Annotated in this window: 12 protein-coding genes; 6 read left to right on the top strand and 6 right to left on the bottom strand. The window is 60.4% G+C overall.

The window, feature by feature from the left end; all coding sequences use genetic code 11:
- The first annotated feature begins 24 nt into the window (after positions 1–24).
- The 3 genes from M2394_RS01365 to xylB are packed head-to-tail and all read left to right on the top strand — an operon-like array spanning position 25 to position 3,453.
- Positions 25–957, top strand: coding sequence for an ABC transporter substrate-binding protein (locus M2394_RS01365; RefSeq protein WP_259171362.1), 933 nt, complete (start codon positions 25–27; stop codon positions 955–957).
- A 26-nt stretch (positions 958–983) separates the two neighbouring features.
- A complete protein-coding gene (locus M2394_RS01370) occupies positions 984–1,985 on the top strand; it encodes a LacI family DNA-binding transcriptional regulator (RefSeq protein WP_178921199.1) in 1,002 nt (333 codons plus the stop codon).
- Positions 1,986–1,992: 7 nt separating this feature from the next.
- On the top strand, positions 1,993–3,453 hold the full coding sequence (gene xylB / locus M2394_RS01375; protein WP_259171363.1) for a xylulokinase: 1,461 nt from the start codon (positions 1,993–1,995) through the stop codon (positions 3,451–3,453).
- A gap of 58 nt (positions 3,454–3,511) precedes the next feature.
- Here xylB and M2394_RS01380 read toward each other — a convergent pair whose 3' ends face one another.
- Both M2394_RS01380 and M2394_RS01385 read right to left on the bottom strand, forming a co-directional pair.
- Positions 3,512–4,360: an NmrA family NAD(P)-binding protein gene (locus tag M2394_RS01380; RefSeq protein WP_259171364.1), complete on the bottom strand. Its 849-nt coding sequence runs from the start codon at positions 4,358–4,360 to the stop codon at positions 3,512–3,514.
- Positions 4,361–4,460: 100 nt separating this feature from the next.
- Positions 4,461–4,901 carry an Lrp/AsnC family transcriptional regulator gene (locus tag M2394_RS01385; RefSeq protein ID WP_259171365.1) on the bottom strand — a complete coding sequence of 147 codons (441 nt, stop codon included), beginning with the start codon at positions 4,899–4,901 and terminating at the stop codon, positions 4,461–4,463.
- 109 nt (positions 4,902–5,010) lie between these two features.
- On the opposite strand from M2394_RS01385, the gene M2394_RS01390 reads away from it, so the two are divergent.
- Positions 5,011–5,907 carry a DMT family transporter gene (locus M2394_RS01390; protein ID WP_259171366.1) on the top strand — a complete coding sequence of 299 codons (897 nt, stop codon included), beginning with the start codon at positions 5,011–5,013 and terminating at the stop codon, positions 5,905–5,907.
- Positions 5,908–6,297: 390 nt separating this feature from the next.
- Positions 6,298–9,036 (top strand): dermonecrotic toxin domain-containing protein, encoded by a 2,739-nt coding sequence (locus tag M2394_RS01395; protein WP_259171367.1) that lies wholly within the window; start codon positions 6,298–6,300, stop codon positions 9,034–9,036.
- A 121-nt stretch (positions 9,037–9,157) separates the two neighbouring features.
- Here M2394_RS01395 and M2394_RS01400 read toward each other — a convergent pair whose 3' ends face one another.
- From M2394_RS01400 to M2394_RS01410, 3 genes are all read right to left on the bottom strand, one after another.
- Positions 9,158–11,137, bottom strand: coding sequence for a U32 family peptidase (locus M2394_RS01400; RefSeq protein ID WP_259171368.1), 1,980 nt, complete (start codon positions 11,135–11,137; stop codon positions 9,158–9,160).
- Positions 11,138–11,439: 302 nt separating this feature from the next.
- Positions 11,440–11,820: a RidA family protein gene (locus tag M2394_RS01405; protein ID WP_178921187.1), complete on the bottom strand. Its 381-nt coding sequence runs from the start codon at positions 11,818–11,820 to the stop codon at positions 11,440–11,442.
- A gap of 46 nt (positions 11,821–11,866) precedes the next feature.
- Positions 11,867–12,820, bottom strand: a complete 954-nt coding sequence (locus M2394_RS01410; protein ID WP_178921185.1) for a GlxA family transcriptional regulator — start codon at positions 12,818–12,820, stop codon at positions 11,867–11,869.
- 94 nt (positions 12,821–12,914) lie between these two features.
- Here M2394_RS01410 and M2394_RS01415 point away from each other — a divergent pair, with 94 nt between their 5' ends.
- Positions 12,915–13,208 (top strand): hypothetical protein, encoded by a 294-nt coding sequence (locus M2394_RS01415; RefSeq protein WP_178921183.1) that lies wholly within the window; start codon positions 12,915–12,917, stop codon positions 13,206–13,208.
- Between the two features lie 38 nt (positions 13,209–13,246).
- On the opposite strand, the gene fabF is transcribed toward M2394_RS01415, so the two are convergent.
- Complete coding sequence (fabF, locus tag M2394_RS01420) at positions 13,247–14,515, bottom strand: beta-ketoacyl-ACP synthase II (RefSeq protein ID WP_259171371.1); 1,269 nt, start codon at positions 14,513–14,515, stop codon at positions 13,247–13,249.
- Between the last annotated feature and the right edge of the window lie 58 nt (positions 14,516–14,573).

Consider the following 14,573-nt stretch of genomic DNA (forward strand, 5'->3'; position numbering starts at 1 on the left):
CTAACAATCACAAGAGAGACCGGTATGAACCTCAAACGCATCTTTCCCGTTGTCGCCTTGGCTGCCCTGATGTCCCAGGCGGTAGAAGCCCGTGAACTCAAAGCCCTGGGCATCAGCATGGGCTCGCTGGGCAATCCGTATTTCGTGACCCTGGCCGACGGCGCCACCGCGCGGGCCAAAGAGCTGAACCCCAACGTCAAGGTCACGTCGGTGTCGGCTGACTATGACTTGAGCAAGCAGTTTTCGCAGATCGACAACTTCATTTCGTCCAAGGTTGACCTGATCCTGCTCAACGCGGTGGACCCGTCCGCCATGGCCTCGGCGATCAAGAAAGCCCGCGACGCGGGGATTGTGGTGGTGGCGGTGGACGTGGATGCCAAGGGCGTGAACGCCACGGTGCAGACCGACAACGTCGAAGCCGGCAAGCTGGCCTGCCAGTTCCTGGTGGACAAGCTCTCGGGCAAAGGCAATGTGATCATCCAGAACGGCCCGCAGGTGACCGCCGTGACCGACCGCGTGAAGGGTTGCAAAGCCGCCCTGGCCAGCGCGCCGGAGATCAAGGTGCTGTCCGATGACCAAGACGGCAAGGGCTCCCGCGAGGGCGGCTTGAACGTGATGCAGGGTTACCTCACGCGCTTCCCGAAAATCGACGGCCTGTTCGCGATCAACGACCCGCAAGCCATCGGCAGCGACCTGGCGGCCAAACAGCTTAAGCGCAGCGGCATCATCATCACGTCGGTGGACGGCGCCCCGGACATCGAAAACGCGCTGAAGACCGAGTCGCAGATCCAGGCTTCTGCCAGCCAGGACCCCTGGGCCATGGCCCAGACTGCCGTGAACGTGGGCAATGACATTCTCAATGACAAGGCCCCGGCCGAAGCGGTTACCCTGCTCACGCCAAAACTGATCACCCGTGACAACGTCGGTTCGTACAGCGGCTGGTCGAGTAAACATTGATCCACTAAAAAAGGGGTAGCAGCGTCGTGGTCACCATGGATGACGTGGCAAGCAGGGCGGGGGTGTCGACGTCGACGGTGTCCCATGTGCTGAACGGCACCCGCAAAGTCAGCCCGGCCACCGTGCAGGCGGTGCAGCGTGCGATCGAGGAACTGGGTTACATCCCCAACACCCTGGCGCGCTCGCTGGCTCGGTCGAGCACCAGCACGATTGGCGTGGCGATCTCGGCGCTGTCCAACCACTACTTCAGCGAAACCGTGCACGCGATCGAAACCGAGTGTGCGCGGCACGGCTACATGATGCTGTTTGTCGACCCCCACGACGACCCGGAGCAGGAATTGCGGGTGGTCACGGCGCTGCACCATCGGCGGGTCGATGGGATCTTGCTGGCACCGTCTACGGGTTCTTTGGCTTTGGAGTACTTGCAGGCCAACGAGGTGCCGACCGTGTTGGTGGATCGCATGATGAGTGAGCGGTTTGACCAGATCGGCGTGGAGAACACCCAGTCCACCCAGGCGCTGGTCAGCCATTTGATTGAACACGGCCACCGACGCATCGGCTTCATTGCCGGACGTGCGGGGCTGGGCACCACCGATGAACGCGTGGCCGGCTACCGCCAGGCCTTGCACGCCGCCGGTCTGGCGTTTGATCCGCAGTTGCTGGTCAACGGCGGTTCCAGCAGCGAGCCGGCGCGGGCCGCCACCGCACACTTGCTGGCCCTGGAGACGCCGCCCACGGCGATCATGGCCGGCAACAACCTGATGACCCTCGGCGCCATGCATGCCTTGCGCGATGCGCGCATCGAGGTACCGGCGCAAATGGCCCTGGTGGGCTTCGACGATTTTGACTGGGCGGATTTCTTCGTGCCGCGCCTGACGCTGATTGCCCAGCCAGTGCAGGACCTGGGCACCCGCGCGGTGCATCTGCTGCTGCAACGCATGGCCTCACCCGACGCGCCCACCCACAGCGTGCGGCTGGCACCGAGCCTGCAAATCAGACATTCATGTGGCTGTACTGGATTGGAATGACACGCGTATGAGCACACCCGTTTCCCTCGGCATCGACCTTGGCACCTCGGAACTCAAGGCCATCCTGATGGACCTTGATGGCGCTGTATTGGCCCATGCCGGCGTGCGCCTGAGCGTGTCGCGACGCCACAGCGGCTGGTCCGAACAAGCGCCAGAGGATTGGTGGCAGGCCTGCCTGCAGGCCTTGGAGCAACTGCGTGCCCATGCAGCGTTTGCCCAAGTGGCGTGCATCGGCCTGTCGGGGCAGATGCATGGCGCGGTGCTGTTGGGGGATGACAACCGAGTGTTGTACCCGGCGATTTTGTGGGACGACTCACGCGCTGTGGCCGAAGCCGAGCAGCTGGGCCCGGGCTTTGCCGACGTCACCGGCAGCCTGCCCATGGCCGGGCTGACGGCGCCGAAACTGCTGTGGCTGCAACGGCACGAACCTGAGGTGTTCGCGGCCATTGACTGCGTACTTTCGCCTAAGGATTACCTGCGTTTGCGCCTGACGGGCGAGCGTATCAGCGAGATGTCCGACGCGGCGGGAACGCTGTGGCTGGACGTGGCGAACCGCCAATGGTTCACCCCCATGGTACGCGCGACGGGCCTGGCCCCTGCGCAGATGCCACGGTTGGTCGAAGGCGGCGCAGCGAGTGCCCAGTTGACGGCATCCGAACTGGGTCTGTCGTCGCAGGTGGTGATCGCAGGCGGTGGCGGCGACAACCCGGTGGCCGCCGTCGGTATTGGCGCGATCAATGCCGGCGATGGTTTCATCACCCTGGGCACCAGCGCGGCGATTGTCGCGATCACTGATCATGCGGCCGGCAACCCGGCCAGTGCCGTGCACAGTTTTTGCCATGCGTTGCCAGACCGTTGGTACACCATGGGCGCGATGCTGGCGGGTGCCAGTTGCTTGCGCTGGGTCACGCGGCTGACTGGCACGGCGGATGAGCAGACGTTACTGGATCAGGTGCAGGTGCAGTTGCCGATAGGGCACCCTGTGCCGTTGTCGACCCCGCTGTTTTTGCCCTACCTGGCGGGTGAGCGCACCCCGCACAACGACCCTTTGCTGCGTGGCGGCTTTATGAACCTGGGCCATGACTGCACGCCCGCGATGCTGGGTTATGCGGTGATGGAGGGGGTGGGCTTTGGTTTGCTTGATGCGTTGCGTGCGGTGCAATCGGCGGGCGCTGACGTCGGCGCGTGTGCCCTGGTGGGCGGCGGTGCACGCAGCGAGTATTGGGCACAGTTGCTGGCCAATATCCTGCGGCGGGAGATCTTCACCCTGCACGGCAGTGAGCTGAGCGCGTGCATCGGTGCGGCGAAGCTGGGGTTCCTGGCCGTCGGGCAGGGTGCGAACCTGCTGCAGGCGGGGATGCCGGTGAAGGCGCGGTATATGCCGGATGCTGCGCAGTACGAGGTGTTGTCGGCCCGCTACCACCAGTTCCAAGGCTTGCTATCGGCCGCCAGATCCCTGCACGAATAAACCACACAGATAAAACTGTAGGAGCCGGCAAGCCGGCGCCTACAGGTGTGTGGTGGGTTTAGCGCGCCAGTTCACGCAATACAGTCAGCAGCGGTGTGCTGCCCTTGATCACATGCTCATGCTCGAAACAGATCCAGCCTTCGTTGAAACCGTCCACCATGCGCATGCGTGGCAATGGGTTCTGCGCGCCTTGTGAACGCAACAACGCTTCCCAGGTATCACGCTCAACCACCTCGGCGCGTACGTCACGTTCGAGTATCTGCGCCAATGCCTGGGCAATATCGTTGGGGCTCACCCATTGCCCTTCCAATTCCACCACCCGCTGCCCGGACCAGTCCTGTTGCAGCAGTTGCGCCGCCAATACGCCGATGTCCGCCGTGGCAATCATCGGTATGGCCTTGTCCAAGGGTTGCAGGAAACTGTGGATCACCCCGGTTTCGCGCGCTGTGATCACGTCGTAAGCCGCGTTTTCCATGAACCAGCCCGGACGCAGGAAGGTCACCGGCAGATCGAGGGCGCCGAGGGCTTGCTCCATCAGGGTGCGCTGGGTCAGCAGATTGACCTGCTCGGCCTGGGCGCCAATGGTGGACAGGCACAACACCTTCTTCGGTGCTGCCGCCTGCAATGCCTGGCTCACGGCGGCGATCACCGCACGGGCCTCGGGGAAACCGGGCAGTGGGTCAAACCCCGGTGGCGGCAGGATAAACACGCCGGTGGCACCTTTGAACGCAACGGTCAGCGCCTGGGCGTCTTCCATCTGGGCGAATGCCACTTCACAGCCCAGATCCGCCCAATACGCCGCCTTGGCCTCATCGCGAATCACCGCACGAACCGGTTGGCCCGCCTTGAGCAGATTGCGCGCCAGGGCGCCGCCGACTTTGCCTGTAATACCGGTAATCACGTACATGAGCTTTACACCTGTGGTTCCAATGAGTGGAGCCCAGCATAAAGACCGTCGACTGTTGACAGAATAGCGATCAAGTCACTGCGCAAGTGACTCAAAATCATCAATGCGGCAGCGGTGGCAAACGTCGTTTCACCGGGGTCTTCTTGACGATGGCGGTGTTGGTTTCGGCGTAGTGGTTGAGGCGGTCAAGCAGGGTGTCCAGTTGCTCCATGGTGCGCACGTGCAGGCGCGCGATGAAGCAGTCGTCGCCGGTGACCTTGTCGCACTCGGTGAACTCGGGAATTGCCTGGATCTGGCGTTCGACTTCTTGCAATTGGCCGGGCAGGGGGCGAATACGCACGATGGCCTGCAGCAGGTAACCAAAATGCTTGGGGTCGATGTCGACCGTGTAGTGGGTCAGTACGCCGCGCTCTTCAAGGCGGCGCAGGCGTTCGCCGACACTGGGCGAAGACAGCCCGGTAATGCCGGCCAGGGCCTTGAGGGACAATCGCGAGTCGTCCATCAGGGCGGCGATCAGTTGCTGGTCGATGGTGTCAAGCATGGTGTCCGCCTAATAAGAAAAGGTGATTCTAAGGTTTTGCCTTTTTTAGTCGCTGGAGCTGCTGCCGAGCAGATTGCCATAATTGAGCCTCACTTGAGGAGCTTCCATCGTGGACACATCTATCCGTCGCGGTTCGTGGGAAATGATCGCCGCCATGCTGATCTCCGGCACCATTGGTTGGTTTGTGCTGGTGTCCGGCGTGTCGGTGATCGAAGTGGTGTTCTGGCGTTGTGTGATCGGCGGGCTGACGCTGCTGCTGGTGTGCGCCGTGCTCGGTTACCTGCGCCTGGACCTGCTCAGTTGGGCCAAGGTCGGGCTGGCGGTGCTCAGTGGCGTGGCGATTGTCGGCAATTGGTTACTGCTGTTTGAATCCTATTCCCACGCGTCCATCGCCATCAGCACGGCGGTGTACAACGTGCAGCCGTTCATGTTGGTGCTGCTGGCGGCGGTGTTTCTCGGTGAAAAAATCACCGTGTTGAAGCTGGCATGGTTGAGCGTGGCGTTCCTCGGCATGCTGGCGATTGTCACCGCCCATGGCGGGCAGCAGAGTGGCGGGGATTATCTGGTGGGGATCGCACTGGCGTTGGGGGCGGCGTTTTTGTATGCGGTCGCGGCATTGATCATCAAGCGCCTGAAGGCGGTGCCGCCGCATTTGATGGCACTGATCCAGGTGGCAACCGGCGCCGTGTTGCTGGCCCCCTTGGTGCCCTGGAACAGCCTGCCGACTGCGCCCACTGCCTGGGCGGCGTTGGTCACCCTGGGAATGGTGCACACCGGCTTGATGTATGTGTTGCTCTACGGCGCGATCCAGAAACTGCCGACGGCGTTGACTGGCGCGCTGTCGTTCATCTACCCGATTGCGGCGATTTTTGTCGACTGGTTTGCCTTCGGGCACCGCCTGGGCTGGCTGCAATGGCTGGGCGTGGTGGCGATCTTATTGGCGGCGGCTGGGCTGCAGCGGGGCTGGGGTAGCCTCGCCATCCTTCGTAGACGCACACCTGCGTAACGGTATGTCCGCTAGCGTGTAGGATATTAAGAATAATTATGAGTTCATTGGAACAAACTCCCACGTAAGCACCACCCAAGAGATGGCAAGCATCGCAGTAGAAATACTGCATTGCTTTGAAATAGATCCGCCAACAGAGGGTGGAGCTTTCGCTGGATAGCGATTGCCTTATAAATAAAAGTGTCAACCGAAGTAAGCATTACGCGCGCCACACAGAGTAGTAAATAAGTTGTCGGTACATCGGAATGGGCAATGCTGAGTTGTGCTGAATAGAACAACAGGGCGGTCAATGATGTGAATGCCTGGCATGTAAAGGATGAGTTGGCCCTTAACGCTTTAACAACGGCGCCTTGAAAAGGTTGCGTCGGCAAACCTTGGTAATCGCTAATCATGATCAATGACTCAATTGGTAATTTCGGACATTCAACTCCTTTGTTTGACTCGACAGCTTCCTGGCGTTCGGCGCCAGACCAGATCAAACCGGCGGGGGCTGCCGGACTTGACGACGTCTCAAACACCATCAAGGACAACGTTCGTGAGTACATGGTGAACGGCTTGAATACTGGCAACTTGCGGCCTGAGGTCCAACAACTGCTCGATGCGGTATTATTTCTCGGCAAACAAGGTTTACCAAAGGTTGAAGTGAGCCGTTTGAAGGCAGAGGGCAATGTGGCCAAGGACGCTATCGTTATACAGCGCGTGCCTTCTGAGTCAAAGAAGCCCAATGTGGTGCTGTTAATCCCCCATCAACTTGCGCCGTCCTTTCAAACGTTCAATAGCGTTGCCGAGATGAACACTTGGCTGAAAAAGCTGGCTGACGATCCGGCGCAACTCAATTGGCCGGCGCCGGACGCTTCCGACGGCGCCTCACGCAGTAGGCGCAAACGTGAAACCCACGAGCAGCAACACCCCGCCACGGTGGTGGAAATAGCCAATACGCCAGCGAAGGTCGTTGATATTACGCCGCCTCGAATAGAGCCTGGCAAGCCGAATGCCGCAGCGCCGGGTGAAAAAATTGAACAGTCGGCTCAAACCATTGTTGATCTGGCCGATCAGATGGAAGAGCAATATCCTACCCCTGAAAAGGTAGTGGCTGAGCAGGTGCGCAAAGACATCAAGGAATTCACAAAACAAAATGGCCCATCAGAGATTGATATTGACCCCGACAAGGTGTTTATTCAGCACTTCAGTGAAGATGATCCTGACTATAAGAAACACGGATTCCATCCCAAAGGTTATGTGATCGGTGACCACAAACCGACGAGCGCGCCCAAGTCGTTAACACAGGCAGTCGCGGACAACGATCCTTGGCTGGATGATCGTGTCAGCGGAGGGCAAATCGTTATCTTTTCGGGGGATCCGAACAATCCGAAGTACAGCCCTGATAAAAAAATCGATATAGATCCTGCTTTACTGCCCTCAATTGCACGTAATCGAGATATCGCAAAACTGTACGGAGCGGCGCAGCAAAAGTTCTGGAAGGAAAACATGGGGACTATGCAGGCGTTACACGAAAAAAATTATATGTTCCGTGCCGGGCTCGACGCAGCGAACGGTAAGCTGTCGAAAGAAGGTTTGGCGATGGTGGTTGAAGCGGCAGAGTTCGATACCCCCGGAAAGTCCGACTCGGAGCATGTAGAACGCTCGATGTTGGAAATCAATAATTATCGAGCCACTGACATTGCCGTGCTGAAGCACAAGCAAACCGGTCGGATCGTGGTGTATATGCCCGGCGATGGGCAATCGTTCTTTGAATTCAAGGACGAGGCCGCGATGCGTCAGTGGATCCATGACGTGGCAAAGAGTCAGGAGGGGCGTGCAGAGTTGGAGCGGCACTTTACCGATTACCATCTTCGCGATGGGCCTATCAAAAAAGGCGTCAGCAGCACATTAAAGAATATCGGTGAAAACACTAAGAACTATCTTCCCGGCGTAGTGGGCTATGGTCGACCTCACAGCCGTATCGAAGGAAATATGTTCGAAAACCTGACCAAACTCCAGGCATGGGATGCGGTATCGGACGGTGACGAAAGGATCAAGTCGAACCGTAAGATTCTTATATCTCGTGTATCCCACATAGCGGGGGCGGTGGGGGTGATTATCCCGCCTGCGGTGTTTTTGACGGCGCCCACTCAGATCGTGATTGGTGCATGGCAGGCCAACAATGGACACACTGAGGCAGAGCGCAAGGCAGGTCTTGTTGATGCCGGTTTTGCCGTAGGTGACGCTGCGCTGTCGGTCTTACCAACAAAATGGGTGGGGAAACTGCTAAAGCCTGTGGTTAAAAGAGGCTCAAGATTAATCAAGGGACTCGGCAACACTAAGGGCCGTTATTCACTTGGGCGCCGCGCACCAAAAGCGTATGAGCGGCAGGGTGTTGAAGGCACCTACACACCTAAACCAAATGGCAAGGAACCCATCACGGTAACCGCTCCGGTACCTAAAGAGAAACCCATTGCCTATCCCGGTATGACAGGGAAGGTGCCGGTCGAAGAAATAACTGCCCAGAAGGGAAAATTGATCAAATTGGGCGGTACCATGGACAGCCTCACAACAGTCGACGATGGTCTCTTTACCTTTGTGGACCTCAATAAGAAAGAATCGAAAGTACGACTGAATATCCTGGCGCATGGAGAAGATCCAGGCGGTTGGTCATTGCGCACTAACACCAAAACGCCTGCCAGGATTGTCTACAACGGCAAGCCGCACACGCCACAAGAATTGCTGGATGCATTAAGGGCCAAAGGGATCAACCCGAGCGATTACGACAACGTGCGGTTACTGATGTGTTACTCCGGCAATGGCGAAAATGCATCCTTTGCTGCTGAGTTCAGTAGGCTTATTGGCAAGCCTGTCAAAGGCTATGAGGGTACCCTGTCTGCCTATATGAGCCCCGAGAAGATCAACGGACTAAAAGGCGTGGCGAAGTACCACATTGCAGAAGCCTTGGGCGGTGAGGTTGAGCTGCTCCCCGTAGAGCGTCGAGCGGTGGACCACGTCAGTACGCAACTTGTGACGGGTAAGTTAGCCAGCGAAAAGTTTAGAGCTGCAAAGAAAAATCCACATTACAATCCGATCAAGGCGTGGACGTTCACTTATCGGCCCGTGACCTTCACTCCGGCGCGTTGAGAAATAAGTAAGACGAATCAACACAGTGCTGTAGTGAGCGGGCTTGCCCCGCGCGGCGGCGTGTCAGGCGCCTCTTGTACGTCTGACACACCGCGGCGCGGGGCAAGCCCGCTCACTACAGTTAGTGGGTGCCTTGGAAGATGATGTTTTCGGGGTTGAAATGCTCTACCGAGCTGCCCGGTTGTGGCAGGCCGAGGATGTGGCCCTTGATCTTGCCGACCACGTGCATTTCGCAGGGCTTGCAGTCGAACTTGAGGGTCAGCACTTCATCACCGTGAATCAACTGCATCGGCGCGACCTTGGTCTTCACCCCGGTCACGCCCTTGGCCTGTTTAGGACACAGGTTGAACGAGAACCGCAGGCAATGCTTGGTGATCATCACCGGCACTTCGCCCGTTTCTTCGTGGGCTTCAAAGGCCGCGTCGATCAGCTTCACGCCATGACGGTGGTAGAAGTCACGCGCTTTCTGGTTGTAGACGTTGGCCAGGAACGACAAATGCGCTTCCGGGTACACCGGTGGCGGTGTGGTCTCGGCTTTGCGCCCGCCACGGGGGTGAGCGGCCACGCGGGCAGCTGTCAGCGCTTCGATCACTTCGCGGCGCAAGGCCTTGAGCTGCGAGTTGGGAATGAAGAATGCCTGCGGTGCATCCAACTGGATGTTCGTGGCGTGGTATTCGGTAGTGCCCAACTGGCCGAGCAAGTCACGCAGTGTGTCCAGCGCCTGTTCCGGTTTGTTGGCCACGCCAAACGGGCCGGGCAGGGTGACGCTGGCGCTGATGCCTTCTTCGCTGGTGGCGGTCACTTCCAGCTGTTCTTCACGCAGACGAGCAGCCCAGGTCAGCCCGATGCGGCGTTCGGATGAGGTCTTGAGCAGCGCCTGTTGCCAGTTGTGGTCCAGGTTGCGGTTCAGCGGGTGGTTCGGGCGCAATTGGTGCAGGCCAGCCGGCATTTCGTTCGGCTCGACGCGGTAGCGATAGCGCTTCTCACCGTCTTCCTCGAACTCACCTTTAGGCTCGGCGATGTTGGCGCGGAACCCCACCACTTCGCGCTTGATCAGCACGTTGAGGCCATCGCCATTGGACAGCGGCTCATGGGTGACCACTTGCAGGTCACGCTTGCCGGCTTTTTCCACCATACCTACCGGCAAGCCGGTGAAGGTCGGGGTGTCGAAGGCGCCGATGTCGACCTTGCGGTCGGTGACGAAATAGTCGGTGCTGCCACGGTGGAAGGTTTTTTCCGGGTCGGGCAGGAAGAAGTGCGCGGTACGGCCGCTGGACGCGCGGGCCAGGTCCGGGCGGTCTTCGAGCACGTCATCGAGGCGCTGGCGGTAGTAGGCGGTGATGTTCTTCACATAGCCCATGTCCTTGTAGCGGCCTTCGATCTTGAACGAGCGCACACCGGCTTCCACCAGGGCGCGAATGTTGGCGCTCTGGTTGTTGTCTTTCATCGACAACAGGTGTTTTTCGAAGGCCACGACACGGCCCTGGTCATCTTTCAAGGTGTATGGCAGGCGGCAAGCCTGGGAGCAGTCGCCACGGTTGGCGCTGCGGCCATTCTGCGCGTGGGAGATGTTGCACTGCCCGGAGAACGCCACACACAGCGCGCCGTGGATGAAGAACTCGATGGCGGCATCGGTCTCGTCGGCGATGGCGCGGATTTCCTGCAGGTTCAGCTCACGGGCCAAGACCAGTTGGGAAAAACCGGCCTGGTCGAGGAACTTGGCGCGGCCCAGGGTGCGGATGTCCGTCTGGGTGCTGGCGTGCAGCTCGATGGGCGGAATATCCAGCTCCATCACGCCCATGTCCTGCACGATCAAGGCGTCAACGCCGGCGTCGTAAAGCTGATGGATCAGCTTGCGCGCCGGTTCCAGTTCGTTGTCATGCAAGATGGTGTTGATGGTGGTGAACACGCGCGCGTGGTAACGGCGGGCGAACTCGACCAGCCCGGCGATATCGCTGACGTCGTTGCAGGCGTTATGGCGCGCGCCGAAACTTGGGCCGCCGATGTAGATGGCGTCGGCGCCATGCAGGATAGCCTCCCGCGCGATGGCGACATCGCGGGCAGGGCTGAGCAATTCAAGGTGATGCTTGGGCAAGGACATAGTTTTTTTAGTCAGGCTTGTCACGGTTGAGGCGCGCATTGTAGCCGTGAAATGCCTGGGCAGCATCTACCGCAGGGCTGTCGGACCTCAGCGAGGTGGGTCAGGCGCTATCTGTACTGGCTGTGCCGCCGCCCTCGCAGGCAAGCCAGCTCCCACAGTTGAGCGTATTTCAACGGGTGAACGCGGCCCCCTGTGGGAGCTGTCGAGCTTTAGCGAGGCTGCGAAGGCGGTGGGGCAGGCTGCATGTGTATGGGCTGTGCCGCCGCCATCGCTGGCAAGCCAGCCCGCACAGTGGATTGGCGTCAGGCCTTGGCCGCCATCGCGGTGACTTCCACGCGCATGCCTTGTACCGCCAAGGCGGCGACGCCTACGGCGGCGCGAACCGGCCATGGTTTGGCGAAAAATCGCTTGTAGACTTCGTTGAACGCGGCGCGATCGGCCATGTCGGTGAGGTAGATGGTCAGGTGCATCACCCGGTCCATGGAGCTGCCGGCTTTTTCCAAGGCGACTTTCAGGGCTTGCAGGGTGCATTCGCTTTGCAGGGTGATATCGCCCAGTTCCAGGCTGCCATCGGCGCGGGTTGGCACCTGGGTGGAGACCAGGATGCCGTTGAAACCGATCACGTCGGAAGAAATCGAGTCGGCATCAGGATCGGGCGTGAAGGACAGGTCGTGGTTGGCCATGGGGTTCTCTTGGCAGGAAAAAGGGCCGTCAGTTTAACCCCTTGGCTCAGCGCAGGTCACTGCGCAGCTCGCGCACGCCGCGGCCCAGGCGTTGGCGCAACAGGGTGCGCAGGGTGGAGCCGTCGGCATAACCGACCTCACTGGCAATGGCTTCGATGTCCATGTCGCCGCCGTGCAACAGCGATTGCGCACGTTCCACACGCAGGTCCTGGAAGTACGACAGGGGTGACTTGCCCAGCACGTCTTCGCAGCGCCGTTGCAGCGTGCGGCGACTGGTGGCCAGGGCCGAGGCGGCTTCCTGTAGCGAGAAACCCTGCTTGAGGCGCTCCCGTGACCAGCGCTCGAAGCGCAGGATCAATGGATCAGCCTGGGCCAGGTGGTTGGGAATAATGTACGGCGCCTGCAAGGTGCGAATATCCGCCAGCAGGTAGCGCGACACCACATTCGACAATTCCGGGCTGGCCTGGCGGATCAGCCACAGCGCCAGGTCCAGGTGGCCCATGGCGGCGCCTGCGGTGACGCCCACATCGGTCTGCACCAGCATGCGTGATTCATCCAGTTTCACGTGGGGATAGCGCTGGCGAAACAGCGGGGCCAGCCACCAGGTGGTGGTGGCTTGGCGATGGTCCAGCAGGCCGGTTTCGGCGAAGAAAAACGTGCCCACGCATGACGCGGCGATCTGCGCGCCCTGGGCATGCCATTTCAACAGCTGCGCCTTGGCGTCTCGCACATCCGCTCGCGCCAGTGCGGGCACCAGCAGCTCAGGGCTGGCGGTGGCCGGCGCGGGCAGGACGACCCAGTCGGGTTTCTGCTGTTCATTGATCGGTTGGGTCGGAATGAGCAGGCCGTGGCGGGTGCGGACCTTCTTGCGGACCCCGACCAGGGACACCTCGAACACCGGCCCGGTGGGCGAAAGCGTGTTGGCTAGCGAGAAGGCATCTAGAAACACCGAGAGCCCGGTGTCGAATAAGCCTTCCAAGGCAAGGATGGATAAGCGCATGGCGTAAATGGTCTCAAAGTTGGCATTTAGGACGATACTGCATCGCTCTCACGACTGCCATATTGGCGACTCCAAACCTCACCGGAGCAACACTATGAAAGTCATGGCCATCGTCTCGATCCCCCAGCCACTGAGCCCCGAGCAGCAGGCGCGGATCATGCCCAAGGAAGTCCCCGCCACCCTGCAGTTGTACCTGGACGGCAAGATCGAGCAATTCTGGTTTCGGCACGACGTGCTGGGCGTGATCTTCCTGCTGGAAGTGCAGAGCATCGAAGAGGCCAAAACCCTGGTAGAAGGTCTGCCCCTGGGCGATGAGGGCCTGAGCCAGTGCGAGTTCATCCCCGTCGGCCCGCTGGCGCCACTCGGCTTGCTGTTGCAAGGCCGCTGACCGGCAAGCGCCGTCGGTAGTCGACGGCGCCTGTTGTTTCACACCCAGCGTCGGAACAGCACGCTGGCATTTACCCCGCCAAACCCGAAGCCATTGGACAGCGCGTACTCGATCGGCAACTGTCGCGCTTCGCCGCGTACCATGTCCAACCCGTCGGCCAGTGCGTCCGGGTTTTCCAGGTTCAGCGTCACCGGGGCCACCTGGTCACGCAGGGCCAGCACGGTAAAGATCGCCTCGATCCCGCCCGCAGCGCCCAACAAGTGGCCGGTGGCGGATTTGGTCGAGCTGATCGCCGGGCTGCCTTGAGCACCGAACACTGTCTTGATCGCTGCCAGTTCGCCCTTGTCACCCACGGGCGTGGAGGTGGCATGGGCGTTCAGGTACTGCACTTGCGCAGGTTCGATGCCAGCCTGGCGCAGCGCTTGGGTCATTGCCCGACGCGCACCGTCACCGTCTTCCGGGCCGGCGGTCATGTGATACGCATCGGCACTGGTGCCGTAACCCACCAGCTCGGCAATCGGCTGGGCGCCACGGGCCAGGGCGTGTTCCAGTGCTTCGATCACCAGGATGCCGGCGCCTTCGCCCATCACGAAGCCGTCGCGGGCCTGGTCAAACGGGCGTGATGCGCGCTCGGGGCTATCGTTGAAGTCGCTGGACAGCGCCCGCGCCGCCGCGAAACCGGCCAGGCTAACCCGGTGGATCGCCGCTTCGGCACCGCCACACACGGCCACATCCACCTCGCCGGCACGGATCATCCGCGCAGCGTCACCGATGGCTTGCACGCCCGCCGCACAGGCGGTCACAGGCGCGCCCAACGGGCCTTTGAGGCCGTAGTTGATCGACACATGCCCGGCCGCCATGTTGCTCAGGAACGACGGAATGGTAAACGGCGACAGGCGACGCGGGCCCTTGCTGTCGGTGGTGCGCACCGCATCGGCAATCGCCGGGAAGCCGCCCACGCCCGAGGCAATGATGGTGGCGGTGCGTTCCTGTTCCTCGGCAGTCTTTGGCGCCCAGCCGGCTTGCTTCAGCGCCTCATCCGCCGCTGCCAGGGCGAACAGGATGAAGCGGTCCATCTTGCGTTGCTCCTTGGCGGCCAACAGTCGATCCGGGTCAAAACCGGCTTGGGGATCCTGCTCCACGCTCTGCACCTGGCCGCCGATGCTGACGGCCAAATCGCCGATCAATTCTTCCGGCAGGCGACGAATGCCCGATTGTCCGTTCAACAGGCGTTGCCAGGTGGATTCAACACTGGCACCCAACGGCGTCAATGCGCCCATGCCTGTCACCACGATACGTTTACTCATGATCAATCGACTCCGGTTGCGTTGAGGGTACAGACCCTATGGACGTCACTATCATCAT

This window comes from Pseudomonas sp. BIGb0164, from assembly GCF_024810135.1.
Classification (GTDB): Bacteria; Pseudomonadota; Gammaproteobacteria; order Pseudomonadales; family Pseudomonadaceae; genus Aquipseudomonas.